The organism is Pseudomonas sp. TNT3 (assembly GCF_010095445.2).
In the GTDB taxonomy this organism is placed as follows: Bacteria; Pseudomonadota; Gammaproteobacteria; order Pseudomonadales; family Pseudomonadaceae; genus Aquipseudomonas.
In genome coordinates this window covers 81,361-103,223 of the sequence record NZ_WFGV02000018.1, presented here as the reverse complement: position 1 = coordinate 103,223, position 21,863 = coordinate 81,361, and the positions used below count along the sequence as shown (strand labels likewise).

Below are 21,863 nucleotides of genomic sequence, written 5' to 3'. Positions count from 1 at the left end.
CGATCGCGCTGTGAGCCGTCGCGCCACCACGCGCGGTGAGAATGCCGGCGACCCGCACGGGATCGAGACGCGCCACATCGGAGGGGCCGACCTCATCCATCACCAGGATGTACGGTTGCTCCGGCTCGCTCGGGGTTTCGACCCCACAGAGTTGCGCCAGTACGCGACGACCGATGTCACGCAAGTCGGCCGCGCGTTCGGCGAGCAAGGCATCCTGCAGCGACTCCTGTTGTCTGGCCGCCGCTTCGATCACGCCCATCCACGCCGCTTCGGCGCTTTCGCCTTGCTTGAGGCGCGTGTCGACTTCATCGGTCAATTCCGGGTCGTCGAGCATTTCCTGGTGGGTGATGAAGATCTCGCGGATGGCCTTGGACTGACTGCGTTCGATCAGGCCTTCAATGTCGCGGCGCACTTGCTGCAGCGCTTGCTGGAGACGTTCGCGCTCGATGGCGGCGGACTCTCCGCGCAACGGGTATTCGATGGTTTGCAGCACCTGGATATGCGCCGGGCCGATGGCAATTCCCGGTGCGGCGGCGATGGCCTGGATGACGCTGCCGGAGACTGGTGCGAGCAGCACTTCGGCGATGTCGGTCAACACGGTGCTCTGCTGGCTCACGGCTGGCAACGGTTCGACTTCTTCACCCAGGCCCTCTTCGATGGCGGCCAGCAAGGCCGGCAAGGCGTCTGCCGCAATGATGGGCTCGGCGATGAACTCCAGCACCTGGCCACGACGCGCACCGAGGCTCAGCAACTTGCTCAGGCTCTTCACAGAGACGGCGCTGTCGTGACCATCGACGATGCGTACACGAATCTCGCCCTCAAAGCTTTTCGCCAACTGAGCCAGGATTTTCGCCGGACGGGCATGCAATCCATGGGCGTTGGCCAAGGCGATACGCGCGCTTGGCCAATCGGCCGGCAGCTCGCCGCCGAGGACTTCAAGCACGGCGCGACTGCTGGTAGCGCGACCCAATTCATGGCCGCGACCTTCAATCAACAGCGCGCAAAGTCGTTCGAGCAAGGCTTGGTGCGCTTCTCCGAGGCTGGCCAGGCAGAACAGTCCGCTCAGCGGTTGCCCGAGGTAGCGTATCGGCTTGTCTGGCGTGACGAAGGCCAGGCCTGGACGCTTCACCGTTTGTTCACTGTGCAACCACCACAGGCCATCACCGAGGGGCAGCGCTTCTACCTGCTGCAACACCGCGGCAAAGCCGTTGCTCACGCAATCCGCCTGGCGCAACAAACGTGCGCCACGCCAAACCAGCTCTTCGAAATCATCGGCGGACACGCCAAGGCCGATCATCTGCGCGTCCAGTGCCAGTTCCTGCGGTGCGCCTTGCAGCAGTTTCAACAAGGCTTCGGCGGAGCTGGCACGACGCAGGGCCTGGCCCAGATCGGTTTCGCCGAGGGCTCGAGTCAGCAGTTGCAGCAGACGCAGGTGTTCATCGGACTTGGCGGCAATACCAATCGCCAGGTAGACAATTTGACCGTCGCCCCAGTCCACCCCATCAGGAAATTGCATCAGCCGCACGCCGGTGGAAAACACCTGATCGCGGGTTTGCGGCGTTCCGTGGGGGATGGCAATACCTTGACCGAGAAAGGTCGAGCCCTGGGCTTCACGCGCTTGCAAACCGGCGAGGTAACCCTCGGCGACCAGGCCATCGGCAACCAGGTGCCGGGCCAGCAAGTCCAACGCTGCAGGCTTATCCACGGCTGATTGGCCCATGGAAATCTGCTCTATGGTGAGCTCGAGCATGCTTTCTCCTTTTGGCACCCTTTGGGAGGCCAGGTATTGTTTTTGAGGATTCAGCTTAGGCGCTTGTTCATCTTATTTGGCAGTTTCGCGGCAGAACTGGCAAAGGCACCTAAAACGTAGAAAATACGCCTGCTGAAACGTTTAATCTATAATGATCGGCACGTTACTCGATAATGTCTCATCCTTGAAGCGCAACTTGTCGGTTACGTTGCGACAATGGTCGTCTGCCGGAATCGGGTAGGATTGACGAAAATGTCGGGGCACGCTCGAACAAACAAGGAAATCCCGAGTTGAAACTCAGTGATATCGCACAGTTGGCTGGTGTCTCCGTGACCACCGCCAGTTATGTCATCAATGGCAAGGCTGAACAGCAGCGGATCAGCAGCGCCACGGTCGAGCGCGTCCGCGCGGTCGTCGAACTGCATGGCTTTACGCCCAACCCACAGGCTGCCGGACTGCGAAGCCGGCACACCCGCACGCTGGGTTTCATTCTGCCGGACCTGGAAAACCCCAGTTACGCGCGGATTGCCAAGCTGCTGGAACAAGGTGCTCGTGCTCGCGGCTACCAGCTGCTGATCGCCAGCTCGGACGACGCGCCAGACAGCGAACGGCAACTGCTGCAACTGTTTCGAGCGAGGCGTTGCGACGCGTTAATCGTCGCCAGTTGCCTGCCGACCAGCGATGACAGCTACCGCCAATTACAGGCCAAAGGCATTCCGATCATCGCGATCGACCGGGTCATGGAACCCGAGCATTTCTGTTCGGTAATCAGTGACGACCGGGAAGCCAGCCTGGAATTGACCCGCAGTCTACTGGACCCTGTGCCCAAACAGATCGCCCTGATTGGCGCTCGCCCCGAACTGAGTATCAGCCAGGAGCGCGCCGCCGGGTTCAAAGAGGCCTTGGCCGGGTTCAAAGGCGAGGTGCTGATCGAACACGGCGAATCCTTCAGCCGCGAATGTGGCAAGCAGTTGATGGACGAAATGCTTCAGCGCCTGGGGCATTTGCCGGACGCTCTGGTCACGACGTCCTACGTGTTGTTGCAGGGCGTATTCGATGCCTTGCACGACTTCCCGCTGAAATCCCGGCCGCTGCGCCTTGGCACCTTTGGTGACACGCAGTTGCTGGACTTCTTGCCGTTACCGGTCAATGCCATGGCCCAGCAGCATCAACTGATTGCCGACAAGGCGCTGGAGCTGGCCTTGGCCGCGATTGAACAGTCGGACTACCAGCCCGGCGTGCAAGCCATCGCGCGGACATTCAAGCAGCGTATTCGCCAGGACTGAACCGTGGAGCTGATCGACACCCACACGCACCTGGATTTTCCCGACTTCGACGCCGATCGCACGGCGTTGCTGGCCGAAAGTCGTGCGCTCGGTGTTCAGCGAATGGTTGTGTTGGGCGTTTATCAGGGGAATTGGCAACGGGTCTGGGACCTGGTGCAAAGCGATCCTGACCTGCACGCGGCGTTCGGCTTGCACCCGGTGTACCTGGATCAACATCAGCCAGGAGATTTGCCCGAACTCGGTGACTGGCTGACACGGTTAGCCGGTCATCGGCAGCTGTGCGCGGTGGGTGAGATCGGTCTGGATTACTTCATCGAAACCCTGGACCGCGAACGCCAGCAAGCACTGTTCGATGCGCAACTGCAACTGGCGGTGGACTTTGACTTGCCGGCGCTGATCCACGTGCGTCGCAGCCATGCGGCAGTGATTGCTACGCTCAAACGGTTTCGCTTGAAACGCGCGGGAATCATCCATGCGTTTGCGGGAAGCAAGGAGGAGGCTCGCGAGTACATCAAGCTGGGTTTCAAACTCGGCCTGGGTGGCGCTGCAACATGGCCGCAGGCGCTGCGCATGCACCGCGTACTTGCTGAACTGCCACTGGACGCCGTGGTGCTGGAAACCGACTCACCGGACATGGCGCCCGCGATGTTCGCCGATCAACGCAACAGTCCGGCGCATTTGCCGGACATTTGCGCCGCATTGGCGAAAATTATGGGGATCAGCCCCGAGCAGTTGGCAGCGGTCAGCAGTGCCAATGCGCGTGACGTGTTCCGCTGGTGACCAACGTAGCGCCTTGTAGGCGCTGCGGTGTTTTCAGACCCGGAACGCACTGATCAGCTGTTTCAACTCCACCACCTGAGCCGACAATGCACGGCTGGCATCTTCGGTCTGGTGGGCTCCTTCGGCCGTACGCTCGCCTGCGCGATTGATCTCGACGATGTTCTGGTCGATGTCGTGGGCCACGGCAGTTTGTTGCTCCACGGCGGCGGCGATTTGCTGGTTCTGATCGACGATCATGCCCACAGCGCCAAGAATATTTTCCAACGCTTGCTGGACCTTCTCCGACTGCCCGACAGTGCCGCTGGCCATCTGATGACTGGTGCCCATGGCTTTCACCGCTGCGCCTACGCCGCTGTGCAGCCTGGTGATCATCTGCTCGATTTCTTCGGTCGATTGCTGCGTGCGCTTGGCCAGTGTCCTGACCTCATCGGCCACCACCGCGAATCCACGGCCCTGCTCACCCGCCCGCGCAGCTTCAATTGCCGCGTTGAGTGCCAGCAGGTTGGTTTGCTCGGCGATGCTTTTGATCACTTCCAGCACACGACTGATGGATTGGCTGTCGCTGGCCAGTTGATTGATCACCAGGACAGATTGATCAATTTCGCCGGCAAGGGCTGCGATGCTGCCCTGCTGTGACTGCACAAGTCCGCGGCCGTTGAGGGTTTCATCGTTGACGCTGTGCGCGCTGCTAACCGCGGCGGCGGCACTGCGCGCTACCTCCAGAGAGGTGGCGGACATCTGGTTCATGGCCGTGGCGACCTGCTCGATCTGCGAGCGCTGTCCCGCCACTGCCTGGTTACTTTGGGCAGAAACGTTTTCGACCTGACCGGCCTGGCGCTCGACCTCGCTGACGGTTTGTCCGACGCGCTCGATCAGGTCGTGAATTTTCTTCACGGTCCCGTTGAACACTTCGCCCAACTCGCCGAGTTCGTCGCGACTGTTGGCACTGAACGTCACTGTCATGTCGCCCGCCGCGACTTTGTCCATCACGGCGCCAAGGCGCTTGAGGGTGGTGCGGGTCGAGGCGTAGAAACCGCCGTATAGGTAAAAGATCAACACGAACACCACCGACAGCGCCACGGCCTGAAGGATCATATGCGTGCGATTCTGCTCCAGTCGTTGCTGTAACTGGGTGCCGAGAAATTTCAGGGTGGCTTCGTTGAGTTGGTAGGTTTGGTCCATCAGGCCAGTGACGGTGTCGTAAAAACCTTGCCACGGCGCATCAAGCGTATCGGCCATCACCACCTGTTCTTCGAACAGTTCACTGGCTTTTTTAAGCGAGGCGTTGCTGGTGTCGGCCAGAGCCGTCAGCGAGTCCTTGGCCGCTTTGCTCGAGCCCAGTGTGTCCTGCAATTTCAGGCCGTACTCAGCCTGGAGCTTTTCGATCTGCACCAGCAATTCATCAAATCGGGTGCTCGATGCCGAGTTGAGAAAACCCTGCCCCAGGGAAAAAGAGCCCATCGCCCGGCCTTCACCCAACAGCTGGGTGACCGGTGGGGTGACAGTGGTGATGAGTTCGGTCAATTGGCGCATGTCGCTTTGAGTGTCGCGACTCAGGCCCGCCTGACTGGCAATGATCTGGCTGAAAATTTGTGCGCTGCCGAGTAACTTGCCAATCATCCCGCTTTTACTTTGCAGGGAGCTTTCCGCTTGCTGGGCTTTGAACGCCGCAATCATCTCATCGCGCTTGGCATCGAATACCGCGATCTGCTCGGGGTCCGTGGACATTGCGGCCAGACCTTGCAGACGAGCCAGTACGCTTTGCTCCAGCGCGCTGATCTTCGATTCGACATTGCCGGCTTTACCCGACTGACCCAGGGTGACGTTGATCTGCACCAGGTTGTTCAGGGTCTCGAGATCGCGACGAAGTGCCAGGCTGCTGCCGAGTAAGTCGATGCTTTGCAGTTCGATGCGGGTGCCTTGAAATTCGCGATAGGAATCTCGCACCAGATAGAAGTTGGTCACCAGCATCGGTATGAGGAACAGCACGCTGATCAGGCTGAACTTCATGCCGAAGCTCAGGCGATTCATTAGCGCAACGGCGGGATAGAGCAAGCTCTTCACTGTGAAGTCTCCCTTGGATTTCTTATTTTTATTGGCAGGCGCACAGAGAAAGCAGATAGCCACTATTGGGCGCTATCTCTGTATAGCTTAAATCGGCAGGAGGTTTTGTAACTTAAGGTTAACGGAGGAGGGATTCGTGTAGCAGCGGGTAAAGCCGTCATTGGTTTTGGCAACCTGCGACGGCTTCGCCGCCGAACGCAGGCTTCGCCAGCTGCTACAAGGTGGTTGTGTTCAGGGAAGGACAGTCCACAAGGCGAACCCGGCGTACCAAAGCAACGCTGCGCGCAGCAGCAGTTCCCAAATGCGGTCCAGGCTGTTGATACCGTCGGGCCCGACCACCGGTGCCGGTATTTCACCGGCCACCAGCCCGACCTTCTCGATCAATTGGGCAGCGCTGATGTTCCAGTTGAGCAGTTCATGCAGCATCACCCGACTGACCGCGACAAAGTTGCCCACCAGCGCAAAGCTCGCCGCCAGCAGGCGCACCGGTATCCAGTCGAACGCATGTCGCAATTGCGCAGCACACTCGGTGACCGCCGGGTTTTTCCCGTGTTCTTCGGCCAACGCTAACAGGCGATAGCTGAGTGCCGCGACCGGACCCAACAGGAAATACCAGAAAATCACAGCGAAAAAGCTTTGGTAAGCCTCCCACAGCAAGTGACCTTCGACGCGCTCCAGCAGTTGTTCGCCGTTGTCGGCACAAATGCCCAGATCGCGGTTCGCGACGTGTGCTGCCGCCTGTAGATCTTCCCGACGCCAGGCATCGCGAAACGGGCCAAGACCGGCCAGCAAATCGCCACGGCCCAGGCTGTAGATCACTACCAGCAAATGCACTGGCAACGCCAAAAGACCGTAGGCCACCGGCTCAAGCACGATCAACAGCAACCCCAGCACCGCGACCGGCAGTAACACGAGCACGATCAAGATCAGCCATGGGTGGCTGGCAAAGCGTGGGCTTGCTTCAAGCTTGTTCAGTTCGCTTACCCAACCACTGTCGCGCTGAACACGATGACGAAGGGCCGAGAATTTCTCGATCCAGACCGCCAACAGCAACACCAGAAAACTCATTGTTGTTCCTCTTTTGCCAAGGCCGCGCGATAGCGTGCCCAGTCGAACGCTGGACCCGGATCGGTTTTACGTCCGGGTGCGATGTCACTATGACCGCAGATACGCTGTGCCGTGATGGCCGTGAAGGCGCTTTGCAGCTGTCGGGTCAGGGCCGTCAATGCAGTGTATTGAGCATCGGTGAACGGCAGATCATCCGTACCTTCCAGCTCAATGCCCACGGAAAAATCGTTACAGGTTTCCCGGCCTTCGAAAACCGAGACACCCGCATGCCAGGCGCGCTCAAGACAAGAGACAAACTGGGTGACCTTGCCGTCACGTTCGATCAGGAAATGCGCGGACACGCGCAGATCAGCTATCCCTTCAAAGTAAGGGTGCTCTGTGACGTCCAGGCGATTCTGGAAAAACGCCTGCACCTTGCCGGTGGCGAACTGCGCGGGCGGCAGGCTGATGTTGTGGATCACCAGCAGGGAAATTTCGCCCGTGGGGCGCGCATTGAAGTTAGGCGAAGGGCAGACCTGCACGCCCTGACACCAACCACTTGCGGGATCCAAGTGCATACCGGTTCCTTGAGCATCGACTGTATTGGCGCCCAGTATGCCGCGATAGACCCTCGCGACGCGATCACTTGCCACAATTGATGTCGCTGGAGAATCGACCAAATGCACCTTTCATCACCCAGGAAAGGCCCCTGATGCCTTGGGTTGCCGCGTGCCATGCCCCTATAATCGGATCACTTTGTTTGTGGAGTCCGTTATGCCGAATCTACGTCTCGCCGACTTGACCGCCGAAATCGAAGCCAACGTGCGCCGTGCGTTGCTCGAAGACATCGGCAGCGGCGACATCACCGCACAATTGATCCCGGCTGAACGCCTGGCCAAAGCGACCATCATCACCCGTGATGCTGCCGTTATCGCGGGCACCGCATGGGTCGATGCTGTATTCCGGCAATTGGACCCTCGAGTGGCCGTTCATTGGCAAGTGCGCGATGGCGAACGGGTGAAACCCAATCAGGCGCTGTTCCACCTCGAAGGGCCGGCACGCTCGCTTCTCACTGGCGAGCGCTGCGCACTGAACTTCCTGCAGCTGCTTTCAGGGGTGGCCACTCGCGCGCAGTACCTGGCGGATTACGTTGCCGAGACCCAGGTCAAATTGCTCGACACCCGCAAAACCCTTCCCGGGCTGCGTCTGGCGCAAAAATATGCCGTGACCTGCGGCGGTTGCCACAATCATCGCATCGGCCTGTATGACGCGTTCCTGATCAAGGAAAACCATATTGCGGCTTGTGGTGGCATCCCAGAGGCCATCAACGCCGCGCACAAGATTGCTCCGGGCAAACCGGTTGAGATCGAGGTGGAAAGTCTTGAGGAGTTGAAGCAAGCCCTGGCAGCAGGTGCGGACATCATCATGCTTGATGAGCTGAGCCTGGATGACATGCGCGAAGCGGTACGCCTGAACGACGGCAAGGCGAAACTGGAAGCCAGTGGTGGCATCAACGAAAGTACGCTGCTGCCGATCGCTGAAACAGGCGTGGATTACATTTCGATCGGTGCGATGACCAAGGATGTAAAGGCCGTTGATCTGTCGATGCGCCTTAGTCTTTAAGAAGCTGCAAGCCTAAAGCAGCAAGCCACAAGCCACAAGCCATAAGCAATCTCGCTTCAACTTGTGGCTTGCGGCCGCATGCATGAGACGGCGATCACACCACTAGATTATTCATCTCGCAGTACTCTTCCCACTCGACGCCCAGCACTTCGGCCGCCTCCTTGTGCAAAACCAGGCGCGCCTCCTCAAACTCTTCAGGTGTTGAGGTGTACTTGAGCGTCAGCTCCCAAGGCTGCAATCCCTGGGATTCAGCCTCGTCCTCGAATGCCCATTGGATCTGGTCTTTCTGATCGTCGGAGGGCAAGTCCTTGATCTCTTCGGCCAGCTGGGGGGAATCCAGCAAATACTTTTTCAGCGCTTCTTGGTGTCTGGCTTCTTGGGTCAATTCTTTAACGGTCATGGCGTTCTCTTTGATCTGGGGAATGGAAGATGGATCTGGATCATCAAGGATCTCTCTGACGCAAAAAGCCGCTTGAAACCCGGCTTGTCTGGCCTTCAGAACCATTCGGGATCATCTGAAAACAACGTGTCGCTGGTGCCCGAGACAGGAATCGAACCTGCGACCTTCGCGTTACGAGTGCGCTGCTCTACCGGCTGAGCTACACGGGCGGTGGGCTAAACCTAGCACTGACTTTGGGGTCAGGCAACTGACGGCGCTACAAAGATCTTTTGACCTTTTTCTACAGGGCAAAAAAAACCCCGCAGCTTTCACTACGGGGCATTTTTTACAACGTTGAAGCTTTCAAGCGAAGGGGGTAATTAAACGCCCGATGCCTTGGCTGCTGCTACGTCTTTGATGGACAGCTTGATACGGCCGCGGTTGTCCACGTCCAGTACCAGTACTTCCACTTCCTGGCCTTCTTTCAGGATGTCGGTCACTTTTTCAACGCGAGCGTCGCTCAGCATCGAGATGTGAACCAGACCGTCCTTGCCTGGCAGGATGTTGACGAATGCGCCGAAGTCGACGATGCGCTCAACCTTACCCACGTAGATCTTGCCGATTTCAGCTTCTGCGGTGATGCCCAGAACGCGCTGACGTGCAGCTTCAGCAGCTTCCTTGGTTTCGCCGAAGATCTTGATCGAGCCGTCGTCTTCGATGTCGATCGAAGCCTTGGTCTCTTCACAGATCGCACGAATGGTCGCGCCGCCTTTACCGATAACATCACGGATTTTGTCGGTGTCGATTTTCATCGCGATCATGGTCGGAGCATTTTCCGACAGTTCGGTACGGGACTGACCAATGATCTGGTTCATCTGACCGAGGATATTCAGGCGCGCTTCCAGGGCTTGGCCCAGAGCGATTTCCATGATTTCTTCGGTGATGCCCTTGATCTTGATGTCCATCTGCAGCGCGGTAACACCTTTGGCGGTACCGGCTACTTTGAAGTCCATGTCGCCGAGGTGGTCTTCGTCACCCAGGATGTCGGTCAGGATGGCGAACTTCTCGCCTTCTTTAACCAGACCCATGGCGATACCGGCAACCGGTGCCTTCATCGGAACGCCGGCATCCATCAGGGCCAGGGAAGCGCCGCAGACCGAAGCCATGGAGCTCGAACCGTTGGACTCGGTGATTTCCGACACAACACGGATGGTGTACGGGAACACGTCGGCAGCAGGCAGCATGGCGGCAATCGAACGACGGGCCAGACGGCCGTGACCGATTTCGCGACGACCAGCGCCACCCATGCGACCACACTCACCTACCGAGAACGGAGGGAAGTTGTAGTGCAGCATGAACGGGTCTTTTTTCTCGCCTTCCAGGGTGTCCAGCAGCTGCGCGTCACGGGCAGTACCCAGCGTTGCAACGACCAGGGCCTGGGTTTCGCCACGGGTGAACAGCGCCGAACCGTGGGTCTTTGGCAGAACGCCGACTTCGATGTTCAGAGGACGTACGGTCTTGGTGTCGCGACCATCGATACGTGGCTTGCCGTTTACGATGTTTTCGCGAACGGTGCGGTATTCGATTTCGCCGAAAGCGGCTTTGACTTCGCTGGAAGAAGGCTGGCCTTCTTCACCGGACAGCTTGGCAACAACCTGATCCTTCAGCTCACCCAGGCGAGCGTAACGGTCGGCCTTGATGGTGATGGTGTAAGCCTGGGAGATCGCATTGCCGAACTCGGCACGGATAGCGCCCAGCAGAGCAGTGGCTTCAGGCTGTGGAGCCCAGGTCCAGGTCGGCTTGGCAGCTTCGGCAGCCAGTTCTTTAACAGCGTTGATCACAACCTGGAACTCGTCGTGAGCAAACAGTACCGCGCCCAGCATCTGGTCTTCGGTCAGCTCTTTGGCTTCCGATTCAACCATCAACACGGCTTCCGACGTACCGGCAACGACCATGTCCAGGCTCGAAGCTTTCTGTTGTTCGTAAGTCGGGTTCAGCAGGTAGCCGGTGCTTTCGTGGAAAGCAACGCGGGCAGCGCCGATCGGGCCATCGAAAGGAATACCGGAGATGGCCAGTGCAGCCGAGGTACCGATCATCGCAGCGATGTCCGGATCGGTTTTCTTGCTGGTGGAAACGACGGTGCAGACAACCTGCACTTCGTTCATGAAGCCTTCTGGGAACAGCGGACGGATCGGACGGTCGATCAGTCGGGAAGTCAGGGTTTCTTTCTCGGAAGGACGGCCTTCACGCTTGAAGAAACCGCCAGGGATCTTACCGGCAGCGTAAGTTTTTTCCTGGTAGTGAACGGACAGAGGGAAGAAGCCCTTGCCTGGATCGGCTTGCTTGGCGCCGACTACAGTTACCAACACGCTGACGTCGTCGTCAACGGTGACCAATACTGCGCCGGAGGCCTGACGGGCGATACGGCCAGTCTCGAGAGTAACGGTCGACTGACCGAACTGGAATTTTTTGATTACCGGGTTCACGGTGTCCTACCTTCTTTTGTGGCTCTTGGGGAACTTGTCTTCTTGCGAAATTCTTGGGCAATGTCGGGAATCGGCCCAACGCCTGTCCAGGGTAAAACGTGTATCCAGATAAAACTTGAGGCTGGGAGCCTGCCATGCGCCAGCGGGAATCCCACTGACGTACGACAGACAACCAACCTCTAGCGCAATCGCTTATTAGCGACGCAGACCCAGGCGACCGATCAGAGCCTGATAACGACCCAGATCCTTGCCTTTCAGGTAGTCCAGCAGCTTACGACGCTGGTTTACCATGCGGATCAGACCACGACGGGAGTGGTGATCTTTACCGTTGGCCTTGAAGTGACCTTGCAGCTTGTTGATGTTGTGGGTCAGCAGTGCAACTTGCACTTCTGGCGAACCAGTGTCACCAACAGCTTGCTGGTAGTCAGCTACGATTTGAGCTTTTTCTTGAACGTCGAGAGCCATGAGGCAATCCTTTTATCAGGAAACTGTTTCAAAGAAACAGCTTCAACAGGCCAGGGACAAATCCCTGTATCTAAAAATGAGTAGTGACCGTGCCTGTTAACAGCCACCCTCGTCCGGTCATTCTGACCGAATCAGTCGACGCGGCGCGATGCGCCCGTCTTCGCTCACTTCACCGATTCCGATGAAGCGACCGTTGTGATCCTGTACCCGTACCATGCCGAACTTCGGTGCATCCGGGGCGCGTACTGGCTGGCCGTTAAGCCAGTAGAACGAGCTGTGCTCCGAGAACTGCAACAGCGGCCAATCCAGCAGACCGCTGTCCGATGGCATGAGGAAGCGATCTACCGCTTCGTTGCCGCCTTCGGCGTGTACGGCTTCCAGCTCTTCAAGCGTAACCGTCTGCGCCAGCGTGAACGGCCCGGCCTGGGTACGTCGCAATTCTGCAACGTAAGCGCCACAACCGAGTTGCTCGCCGATATCCTCCACCAGGGTGCGGATATAGGTGCCTTTGCTGCAATCCACTGCCAGCCGCGCAGTATCACCGTCGAAGGCCAGCAATTCCAAGCGCGCAATAGTAACAGAACGCGGTTCGCGCTCCACTACTTCGCCTGCACGAGCCAGCTTGTACAGCGGCTGGCCATCACGCTTGAGTGCCGAGTACATCGGCGGTATCTGACTGATTTGTCCACGAAAATTCGGCAGTGCCGCTTCGACATCGGCGCGACCAACGGTCACCGGGCGCTCCTGCAAAACCTCACCTTCGGCATCCGCCGTCGTGGTGGTTTTGCCCAACTGCGCCAGAGTTTCATAGGCCTTGTCGGAATCAAGCAGGTACTGCGAAAACTTCGTCGCCTCACCGAAGCACAACGGCAACACGCCAGTGGCCAGCGGATCGAGGCTGCCGGTATGACCGGCCTTCTCGGCGTTCAGCAACCAGCGAACCTTCTGCAACGCCGCGTTGGAAGTGAAGCCCAACGGCTTGTCGAGCAGGATGATGCCGCTGACGTTACGACGGATACGTTTGACCTGAGCCACCGATTACTCCTTGGCGTCTTCGGGTTCAGCCGCTTCCGGGCGCTGACTGTCTTCAGCCACCGCACGCTCGATCAAGGCCGACAGATGCGCGCCACGCACGACGCTTTCGTCGTAGTGGAAGTGCAACTGCGGAACACTGCGCAGCTTCATTTCACGCGCTAGCTGCATACGCAGGAAGCCGGCAGCGGAGTTGAGCACCTTGATGCTCTGTGCGATGTCTTCGGCGTTGTCCTGGCCCATCACGGTGATGAAGATCTTGGCGTGACCGACGTCACGGCTGACTTCAACAGCGGTAATAGTCACCAGGCCTACGCGTGGGTCTTTGACTTCACGACGGATCAGCTGTGCCAGCTCACGCTGCATCTGATCGCCGATACGTTGGGTACGGCTGTATTCTTTTGCCATGTCTTGTTACCTGTTACTGCCCCACGGTGAAACCCGTGTGGTCTGAAAGCGGCAAACGCCCGGCCTGACAGAAGCCAGACCGGGCGTTGCGTTTAGAGTCCTGACGCCTGACCGCGCATCTGCATGCGGCGGCTCGGCGTGGCCCTTGAAGTGCGCGAGTTAGAGGCTGCGAGCAACCTGAACCTTCTCGAAGACTTCGATCTTGTCACCGACTTTGACGTCGTTGTAGCTCTTCACGCCGATACCGCATTCCATGCCGGCACGTACTTCGGAAGCGTCATCCTTGAAGCGGCGCAGGGATTCCAGCTCGCCTTCGAAGATAACGATGTCTTCACGCAGTACACGGATTGGACGGTTACGGTGAACAACACCTTCGAGAACCATGCAACCGGCGATCGCGCCAAACTTCGGCGAGCGGAACACGTCACGGACTTCAGCGATACCCAGGATGTTCTCGCGAACATCACTGCCCAGCATACCGGTGAGGGCTTTCTTGACGTCTTCGATGATGTCGTAGATCACGTTGTAGTAACGCATATCCAGACCTTCCTGCTCGACGATCTTGCGAGCGCCAGCATCGGCACGCACGTTGAAGCCGAACAGTACAGCGTTGGAGGCCAGTGCCAGGTTGGCGTCGGACTCGGTGATACCACCGACACCGCCACCGACAACACGCACTTGCACTTCGTCGTTACCCAGGCCGTTCAAGGCACCGTTCAACGCTTCCAGCGAACCACGGACGTCGGATTTGAGGACGATGTTGAGCGTCTTCTTCTCTGCCTGACCCATGTTTTCGAAGATATTTTCCAGCTTGCCGGCGTGAGCGCGAGCCAACTTGACTTCGCGGAACTTGCCTTGACGGAACAGAGCCACTTCACGGGCTTTCTTCTCGTCGGACAACACGCTCATCTCGTCGCCAGCGTCCGGGGTACCGTCCAGGCCGAGGATCTCGACAGGGATGGACGGACCGGCTTCCTTGATTGGCTTGCCGTTCTCGTCGAGCATGGCACGTACACGGCCATAGTTCGAACCGACCAGCACCATGTCGCCTTGGCGCAGGGTACCGTCTTGAACTAGAACGGTTGCAACCGGGCCGCGACCTTTGTCGAGACGCGATTCAACCACAACACCGCGACCTGGGGCCGATGGGGTTGCTTTCAGTTCGAGAACTTCAGCTTGCAGCAAGACAGCTTCGAGCAACTCGTCCACGCCAGTACCGACTTTCGCCGAAACCGATACGAACGGGGTGTCGCCGCCCCACTCTTCCGAGGTCACGCCGTGAACCGACAGTTCGCTGCGGATGCGATCGAGATCGGCGCCCGGCTTGTCGATCTTGTTCACTGCAACAACCAGCGGAACACCAGCGGCCTTGGCGTGCTGGACAGCTTCAATGGTCTGCGGCATCACGCCGTCGTCCGCTGCAACTACCAGAATCACGATGTCAGTCGCCTTGGCACCACGGGCACGCATTGCGGTAAACGCGGCGTGACCTGGGGTATCGAGGAACGTGACCATGCCGCGTTCGGTTTCAACGTGGTATGCACCAATGTGCTGAGTGATACCACCGGCTTCGCCAGCAGCTACCTTGGCACGACGGATGTAGTCGAGCAGCGACGTCTTACCGTGGTCGACGTGGCCCATTACGGTCACGACTGGTGCACGGGAGAACGTCTCACCTTCAAACTTCAGGGACTCGGCCAAGGAATCTTCCAGGGCGGTGTCGCTGACCAGGGTCACTTTGTGGCCCAGTTCTTCGGCTACCAGCTGAGCAGTTTCCTGATCAAGCACCTGGTTGATGGTCGCTGGAGTTCCCAGTTTGAACATGAACTTGATGATTTCAGCAGCCTTGACCGACATCTGATTGGCGAGATCGCCAACAGTGATGGTCTCGCCGATCTGCACATCACGCACGACAGGGCCGGTTGGGCTCTGGAAACCGTGAGCGTTGCGTTTCTTCAGCTTGGCCTTGCCGCGACCACCACGACGGAAGCTATCGCTTTCTTCGTCGGTAGTACGTGGCGCAACACGTGGAGCAGGCGCTTTCTCTTTGACCGAAGCACGATGTGGAGCGTTTTTGCGCTCGCCATCGCCACTGCCACGACGATTGTTATCGTCGGCGCGTGGTTTGTCCGGACGGCGCTGTTCGTTCTGCTTGTTGCGAACGTCAGCAGACGGTGCTGGAGCAGCAGCCACAACCGGCGCGCTTTCACGCACTGGCTCGACTGCCGCAGCAGGCGCTGCGACAGCGTCGTTAGCAGTAGCTTGCGTACCAGCAGGCTGGCGACGCGCTTCTTCTTCGGCGCGACGCTTGGCTTCTTCTTCAGCCTTCTGACGTGCAGCATTTTCTACTGCGCGACGTTCATCCAGTTCGCGTTTGCGCTCGGCTTCGATTTCTTCCGGGCTGCGCTGTACGAAGACTTTCTTCTTGCGTACTTCAACGCTGATGCTTTTGCTGCCAGCAACACGCAGGGTGCTGGTGGTTTTACGCTGCAGCGTGATCTTGCGTGGTTCTTCCACTTTCGCCTTGTGGCTGCTTTTCAAGTGAGTCAGCAAAGATTGCTTCTCACTGTCAGTCACATGTTCTTCGGCGGCGGTGTGCGGCAGACCTGCCTCACGCATCTGCTGCAACAGGCGCTCTACCGGTGTTTTGACCTCATCGGCCAGTTGTTTCACCGTGACTTGCGTCATGCACTTCTCTCCTCAGGCCGCGCCTAATTACTCGAACCAATGGGCTCGGGCGGCCATGATCAACTTGCCGGCACGATCATCGTCAATGCCGTCGATGTCGAGCAGGTCGTCAATAGACTGCTCGGCCAGGTCTTCGCGGGTAATTACGCCGCGCACCGCCAGTTCCATCGCCAAATCCTTGTCCATACCCTCAAGCGAGAGCAGGTCTTCGGCCGGATGGGCGTCTGCCAGCTTTTCCTCAGTAGCGATGGCTTTGGTCAACAAACGATCCTTGGCACGAGCGCGAAGCTCGTTGACGGTTTCTTCGTCAAAGCCGTCGATGTTGAGCATTTCTTCCAACGGTACGTAGGCAATCTCTTCCAGGCTGGTGAAGCCTTCATCTACCAGCACCTGCGCCAGGTCTTCGTCGACTTCCAGCTCGTCGATGAAGTTGCGCAGGATGTCGCCGGTTTCTGCTTGCTGCTTAGCCTGGATGTCCGATTCGGTCATCACGTTCAGGGTCCAGCCAGTCAACTGGCTAGCCAGACGCACGTTCTGACCACCGCGACCGATGGCCTGAGCCAGATTGTCTGCGCCAACGGCGATGTCCATTGCATGGGCATCCTCGTCAACGATAATTGCCGCCACTTCAGCCGGCGACATTGCATTGATTACGAACTGAGCCGGGTTGTCATCCCACAGGACGATATCCACACGCTCACCGCCCAACTCGCCCGACACTGCCTGGACGCGCGAACCGCGCATACCGATGCAAGCGCCCTGCGGGTCAATGCGTTTGTCCTTGGAACGGACTGCGATCTTGGCGCGCGAACCCGGGTCACGGGACGCAGCCATTACTTCGATCAGGCCTTCTGCGATTTCCGGCACTTCGATGCGGAACAACTCGATCAGCATTTCCGGCGCGGTACGCGACAGGATCAGCTGCGGGCCGCGGTTCTCGGTGCGGATTTCCTTCAGCAGTGCACGCAGGCGCACACCAACCCGGAAAGTCTCGCGGGAGATGATGTCTTCACGAGCCAGCAGCGCTTCAGCGTTGTTGCCCAGGTCGACGATCACGTTGTCGCGGGTGACTTTCTTCACGGTGCCGGAGATGATTTCTCCCAGGCGCTCGCGGTAGGCATCAACGACTTGAGCGCGCTCGGCTTCGCGAACTTTCTGCACGATGACTTGCTTCGCAGTCTGTGCAGCAATGCGGCCGAACTCGATGGATTCAATCTTTTCTTCGACTACGTCACCGACCTGAGCACCAGGATGCGTTTCTGCAACCTTGCTCGGCCAGGTTTCGATCGCCGGATCGTCCAGGTCGTCTTCTTCGACGACCGTCCAGCGACGGAATGTCTCGTAAGCGCCCGTGTGGCGATTGATTTCCACACGCAGATCGACTTCGTCCTCGAAACGCTTTTTGGTAGCAGTGGCCAGAGCCAGCTCCAGCGCTTCAAAAATTACGTTTGCCGGTACGCCCTTTTCATTGGATACCGACTCAACAACCAGCAGTACTTCTTTGCTCATCGTACGCCTCGCCTTTCGCAAGCCATTGGATCCGCGGGATCCGCGTCTCAGTCAAAACTGGGAATAATGTTGGCCTTGTCGATCATATCGATCGGCAACAGGAACTCATGGTCTTCAACCTGCACCACGACGTCCTGCTCTTCTACACCGCGCAGAAGGCCCTGAAAGTTGCGTCGACCTTCAAAAGGCGAGCGCAGCTTGATCTTCACTTGTTCACCGGCAAATTTTGCAAACTGCTCAATAGTGAACAGCGGGCGTTCCATGCCAGGCGAGGAAACTTCTAGGGTGTACTCCACAGCGATCGGATCTTCAACATCCAGGACACCGCTGATCTGACGGCTGACAATGGCACAATCGTCCACCAGCACACCGCCCTCTTTATCGATATAAACGCGCAACATTGAGTGGCGACCTTGAGCCGAAAACTCAATACCCCAGCATTCATAGCCTAGGGCCACGACCACCGGGGCCAGCAAGGCCTGCAACTCTTCTAGCTTGCTCGACACCTGAACCCCCTCGTGCATGTATGTGCATGCTATGCAAAATAAAAAAATGGGCGAAACGCCCATCCTTGAAACGCCGTCGAACAGCGGCGTTATAAAGTGTCCAGCTAACAAAAAGCCCCTGAAAAGGGGCTCCTTAAACTGGTTGCGGGGGCCGGATTTGAACCGACGACCTTCGGGTTATGAGCCCGACGAGCTACCAGACTGCTCCACCCCGCGACAAAGCTGGGGCGGAAGTATACGACCGATCCCTGACAGGGTCAATGTAACCTTCCACCTACAAGAAAGCCCGCAACAGCGGGCTCTCCTGATAATTGGTACCGAGAAGGGGACTCGAACCCCTACACCCTATGGGCACAACCACCTCAAGGTTGCGTGTCTACCAATTCCACCACCTCGGCAATACTACGTGTGAAACCCTTCTTACTTTTGCTCTTGAGCTGGAGGCACGTCAGTCGCTGGAGTAGCCGACTTTTGCTCTTGAAGCACCGGTACATCATCAGAAGCCGGTTGTTGCTTTGGAACTTCCAACACTGCTGGATTTGGCAAACCTACTTGAGTCAGCTGATGAGCTTTCTCTTTAGCAAAGTAACCTAACCCTAAGCTGGTTATGAAGAAACCTGCGGCAAGTATAGCAGTAAACTTACTAAGAAAGGTAGAGGAACCTTGGCTTCCGAACACAGTATTTGAAGCACCTGCACCGAAAGACGCACCAGCATCCGCACCTTTACCCTGCTGCAGCAAAACCAGAGCAACTACGCCCAATGCACCCAGCAGATGAAAAACGACTACGACTGTTTCCAGCATTTTTTCAGTTTCCCGCGGCGCGACAAATCGCACCGAACTCATCTGCATTCAGGGAAGCCCCACCAATGAGCCCCCCATCGATATCCGGCATGCCGAACAGTTCGACCGCATTGGCCGCCTTCACGCTGCCGCCGTATAGAAGCCGCACACCTTGTGCGACCTCAGAATTCTTTGCCGCCAACTGAGCGCGAATGGCTGCATGCACATCCTGCGCTTGTTGCGGCGAAGCAGTCAGCCCGGTACCAATGGCCCAGACCGGCTCATAAGCAATTACTGCTTTTGCAAACACCTCGACACCCAACTCGTCAATGATGCTGTCCAGCTGACGCCCGACAACATCAAGAGTTTTGCCGGCTTCGCGCTGCTCGAGAGTTTCCCCTACGCACAACACCGGAATTAAGCCGGAAGCCTGTGCCGCCGCAAACTTGCGGATCAGCATTCCGTCCTGCTCACCCATTATCTGGCGGCGCTCGGAATGCCCAACAAGGACCAGGGAACAACCTGCATCCACCAACTGACTCGGTGCAACCTCACCGGTCAACGCACCTTGCATGGATTCCACCGCAGAGTTCTGCGCGCCGATCATGACCGGCCGACCTTTCAAACCATCAACCACTTGGTTGATATGCAAGCAAGGCGGGAAAACCGCAACATCAACATCGCTCGGCAAGGCCAGATTACGTAGGCCGTTGATCAGCTCAGCGACGCTGGCGCGGGTACCGTGCATCTTCCAGTTACCAGCTACCAAAGGGCGACGCATGCTGTACCTCGTCGGTCAAAGTGGGCGCAGATGTTACCCAAGACAATCATGGCTGGCAAGCCGAAATCAGGCAGAAACTTCAGTTACCAGTTTTGCCAGTTCTTCGGCGTAGCCACGAACCTGTGTTTCGTCCTCACCTTCGACCATGACGCGCACCAAAGGCTCAGTACCAGACTTGCGCAACAGCACCCGCCCACGACCTGCCATTGCCTGGGTGACAGCCTCACTGGCCTCTTTAACTGATGGATGCTCAAGTGGATTCGCACCGCCGCCAAAACGCACGTTGATCAGCACCTGAGGGCACTTACGCAATGCCTGACGAGCTTGAGCCAGACCTTCCGAGCGTCTCTTCAGCGCCATCAGAACCTGCAATGCGGCAATAATCGCATCACCGGTAGTAGTGTGACTGAAGCAGACGATATGCCCCGAATTCTCACCACCCACCAGCCAATTACGCTCCAACAGATCTGCGATGACGTAGCGATCACCGACATTGGCGCGAACAAAGGGAATGGACAAATCAGCCAAGGCCAACTCCAGGCCCAGGTTACTCATCAATGTTCCAACTACGCCGCCCTGCAACTTGCCGCGCTCATGCAAATCGCGAGCGATGATGTACAACAATTCATCACCGTCGACAATTGCACCTGTGTGATCGACCATCAGAACTCGATCACCATCACCATCAAAGGCAATACCCAGGTCGGCATGCTCGGCCAATACAGCAGCCTGAAGCTGGCCCATATGGGTCGAACCGCAATTGTCATTGATGTTCAGGCCGTTCGGCTGAGCAGAAAGGACGACAACTTCAGCCCCAAGCTCGCGGAAAACGCTGGGGGCCACCTTGTAGGTCGCACCGTGAGCGCAATCAATCACGATCTTCAAGCCAGCAAAGCTGGTGCCAGTCGGAACACTGCTCTTGCAGAACTCGATGTAGCGACCCGACGCATCGTTGATCCGCGACACCTTGCCAATCTTGCTCGACTCAACCACGGTCATCGGAGTGTCCAGCAGCTCTTCGATCATCAGCTCGACTTCGTCCGGCAGCTTGGTGCCTTTCCCCGAGAAAAACTTGATGCCGTTGTCATCGTGGGGATTATGCGAAGCACTGATCACGATACCCGCCTCAGCATGAAATGTACGTGTCAGGTAAGCGATGGCTGGAGTTGGCATCGGGCCAAGCAGCATCACGTCAGCACCTGCGGACGTTAAACCGGCCTCGAGAGCAGACTCGAACATATAACCGGAGATCCGCGTGTCCTTGCCAACGAGCACCTTGCAGGCGCCCATTTTGCGAAACGCCATGCCCGCGGCCCAACCGAGCTTGAGCATGAAGTCAGGAGTGATCGGGTATTCACCGACCCGACCGCGAATGCCGTCGGTGCCAAAATATTTCTTAGTCATAAGTGCTCCATCATTCTTATTCGGCTGATTCCACTGCGGCGATCATCCGCACTACATCAACTGTTTCAGCTACGTCATGGACGCGCAATATACGCGCCCCCTTGGTCGAAGCCAGCGCCGCGAGCGCAAGACCGCCAAACAGGCGCTCCCCGACCGGACGATTCAGCGCCTGACCAATCATGCTTTTGCGCGAAACCCCGACCAGCAGGGGGCGCCCCAAGGCATGCAGAGCTTCCATGTGCTTAAACAAGCTTAGATTGTGCTGCAGGGTTTTGGCGAAGCCGAATCCCGGGTCGAGAATGATCCGTTCGGACGGAATTCCAGCCCGCGCACACTGAACCATTCGCTCAGCCAGAAACGCTCCCACCTCCTGGGTTACGTTCTGATACTGCGGATCATCCTGCATGTCACCAGGCTCCCCGAGCATATGCATCAGACAGACCGGAAGACCGGTGTCCGCAGCCGCATCAAGAGCCCCATCCCGTCGCAATGAACGCACATCGTTGATCAACCCCGCCCCAAGTCGCGCTGTTTCGCGCATGACCGCAGGCGTGGAAGTATCAACCGAGATGATCACATCCAGCTCGCGATGTATTCGCTCGACGACAGATGCCACGCGCTCAAGCTCTTCGAGTGGCGACACCGCTCTGGCACCTGGCCGCGTAGACTCGCCACCCACATCGATCAGTGTTGCACCCGCGACCACCATCGCCTCAGCGTGGCGCAAGGCCGCATCCAGCTGGCTATATTGGCCGCCGTCAGAAAAGGAGTCAGGAGTCACGTTGAGAATGCCCATGACATGCGTCTGGGCCAAATCAAGAACCCGGTTGCCGCAAGGCAACCGGGTTGAGGACTGAACAAAAGTCATTTCA

The 21,863-nt window shown here is 57.8% G+C and carries 19 protein-coding genes and 3 tRNA genes; 3 read left to right on the top strand and 19 right to left on the bottom strand.

The features are described from left to right. The coding region (gene fruB / locus GBC55_RS13420) for a fused PTS fructose transporter subunit IIA/HPr protein (protein ID WP_247266905.1) at positions 1-1,750 on the bottom strand (1,750 nt) is incomplete at its 3' end. A gap of 290 nt (positions 1,751-2,040) precedes the next feature. Here fruB and cra point away from each other — a divergent pair. Beyond that, complete coding sequence (gene cra, locus GBC55_RS13415; protein WP_162437916.1) at positions 2,041-3,036, top strand: catabolite repressor/activator; 996 nt, start codon at positions 2,041-2,043, stop codon at positions 3,034-3,036. A 3-nt stretch (positions 3,037-3,039) separates the two neighbouring features. Continuing rightward, on the top strand, positions 3,040-3,816 hold the full coding sequence (locus GBC55_RS13410) for a TatD family hydrolase (RefSeq protein WP_162437915.1): 777 nt from the start codon (positions 3,040-3,042) through the stop codon (positions 3,814-3,816). Between the two features lie 33 nt (positions 3,817-3,849). Here GBC55_RS13410 and GBC55_RS13405 read toward each other — a convergent pair whose 3' ends face one another. The 3 genes from GBC55_RS13405 to ampD form a co-directional block, all read right to left on the bottom strand. Then, positions 3,850-5,880: a methyl-accepting chemotaxis protein gene (locus GBC55_RS13405; RefSeq protein ID WP_162437914.1), complete on the bottom strand. Its 2,031-nt coding sequence runs from the start codon at positions 5,878-5,880 to the stop codon at positions 3,850-3,852. A gap of 231 nt (positions 5,881-6,111) precedes the next feature. Further along, entirely contained in the window at positions 6,112-6,948 is an 837-nt protein-coding gene (ampE, locus tag GBC55_RS13400) for a regulatory signaling modulator protein AmpE (RefSeq protein WP_162437913.1), read from the bottom strand. Continuing rightward, complete coding sequence (ampD, locus tag GBC55_RS13395) at positions 6,945-7,505, bottom strand: 1,6-anhydro-N-acetylmuramyl-L-alanine amidase AmpD (RefSeq protein ID WP_162437912.1); 561 nt, start codon at positions 7,503-7,505, stop codon at positions 6,945-6,947. The genes ampE and ampD overlap by 4 nt, the downstream gene beginning before the upstream one ends. Positions 7,506-7,701: 196 nt before the next feature. Between ampD and nadC the strand changes: the two genes are divergently transcribed. Then, positions 7,702-8,550, top strand: coding sequence for a carboxylating nicotinate-nucleotide diphosphorylase (gene nadC, locus GBC55_RS13390; protein WP_162437911.1), 849 nt, complete (start codon positions 7,702-7,704; stop codon positions 8,548-8,550). Between the two features lie 94 nt (positions 8,551-8,644). Here nadC and GBC55_RS13385 read toward each other — a convergent pair whose 3' ends face one another. The 15 genes from GBC55_RS13385 to folP all read right to left on the bottom strand — a co-directional run bounded on the left by GBC55_RS13385 (position 8,645) and on the right by folP (position 21,859). Continuing rightward, on the bottom strand, positions 8,645-8,950 hold the full coding sequence (locus GBC55_RS13385; protein WP_162437922.1) for a DUF6388 family protein: 306 nt from the start codon (positions 8,948-8,950) through the stop codon (positions 8,645-8,647). Between the two features lie 133 nt (positions 8,951-9,083). Then, a tRNA-Thr gene (locus GBC55_RS13380) sits at positions 9,084-9,159 on the bottom strand. Positions 9,160-9,309: 150 nt separating this feature from the next. Next, positions 9,310-11,415, bottom strand: a complete 2,106-nt coding sequence (pnp, locus tag GBC55_RS13375) for a polyribonucleotide nucleotidyltransferase (protein WP_162437910.1) — start codon at positions 11,413-11,415, stop codon at positions 9,310-9,312. A gap of 195 nt (positions 11,416-11,610) precedes the next feature. Beyond that, complete coding sequence (gene rpsO, locus GBC55_RS13370) at positions 11,611-11,880, bottom strand: 30S ribosomal protein S15 (RefSeq protein WP_003176135.1); 270 nt, start codon at positions 11,878-11,880, stop codon at positions 11,611-11,613. 117 nt (positions 11,881-11,997) lie between these two features. Further along, positions 11,998-12,915: a tRNA pseudouridine(55) synthase TruB gene (gene truB, locus GBC55_RS13365; protein WP_162437909.1), complete on the bottom strand. Its 918-nt coding sequence runs from the start codon at positions 12,913-12,915 to the stop codon at positions 11,998-12,000. Between the two features lie 3 nt (positions 12,916-12,918). Further along, positions 12,919-13,320 carry a 30S ribosome-binding factor RbfA gene (gene rbfA / locus GBC55_RS13360; protein ID WP_162437908.1) on the bottom strand — a complete coding sequence of 134 codons (402 nt, stop codon included), beginning with the start codon at positions 13,318-13,320 and terminating at the stop codon, positions 12,919-12,921. A 159-nt stretch (positions 13,321-13,479) separates the two neighbouring features. After that, complete coding sequence (gene infB / locus GBC55_RS13355; protein ID WP_162437907.1) at positions 13,480-16,008, bottom strand: translation initiation factor IF-2; 2,529 nt, start codon at positions 16,006-16,008, stop codon at positions 13,480-13,482. A gap of 27 nt (positions 16,009-16,035) precedes the next feature. Next, entirely contained in the window at positions 16,036-17,517 is a 1,482-nt protein-coding gene (gene nusA, locus GBC55_RS13350; protein WP_162437906.1) for a transcription termination factor NusA, read from the bottom strand. 47 nt (positions 17,518-17,564) lie between these two features. After that, positions 17,565-18,023 (bottom strand): ribosome maturation factor RimP, encoded by a 459-nt coding sequence (gene rimP, locus GBC55_RS13345; RefSeq protein WP_010463487.1) that lies wholly within the window; start codon positions 18,021-18,023, stop codon positions 17,565-17,567. A gap of 139 nt (positions 18,024-18,162) precedes the next feature. Beyond that, a tRNA-Met gene (locus GBC55_RS13340) sits at positions 18,163-18,239 on the bottom strand. 96 nt (positions 18,240-18,335) lie between these two features. Continuing rightward, positions 18,336-18,421, bottom strand: a tRNA-Leu gene (locus GBC55_RS13335). Between the two features lie 22 nt (positions 18,422-18,443). After that, positions 18,444-18,827, bottom strand: coding sequence for a preprotein translocase subunit SecG (secG, locus tag GBC55_RS13330; protein ID WP_017336473.1), 384 nt, complete (start codon positions 18,825-18,827; stop codon positions 18,444-18,446). Between the two features lie 4 nt (positions 18,828-18,831). Further along, complete coding sequence (tpiA, locus tag GBC55_RS13325) at positions 18,832-19,587, bottom strand: triose-phosphate isomerase (RefSeq protein WP_162437905.1); 756 nt, start codon at positions 19,585-19,587, stop codon at positions 18,832-18,834. Between the two features lie 66 nt (positions 19,588-19,653). Then, positions 19,654-20,991 carry a phosphoglucosamine mutase gene (gene glmM, locus GBC55_RS13320; RefSeq protein WP_162437904.1) on the bottom strand — a complete coding sequence of 446 codons (1,338 nt, stop codon included), beginning with the start codon at positions 20,989-20,991 and terminating at the stop codon, positions 19,654-19,656. A gap of 16 nt (positions 20,992-21,007) precedes the next feature. Continuing rightward, entirely contained in the window at positions 21,008-21,859 is an 852-nt protein-coding gene (folP, locus tag GBC55_RS13315; RefSeq protein ID WP_162437903.1) for a dihydropteroate synthase, read from the bottom strand. Between the last annotated feature and the right edge of the window lie 4 nt (positions 21,860-21,863).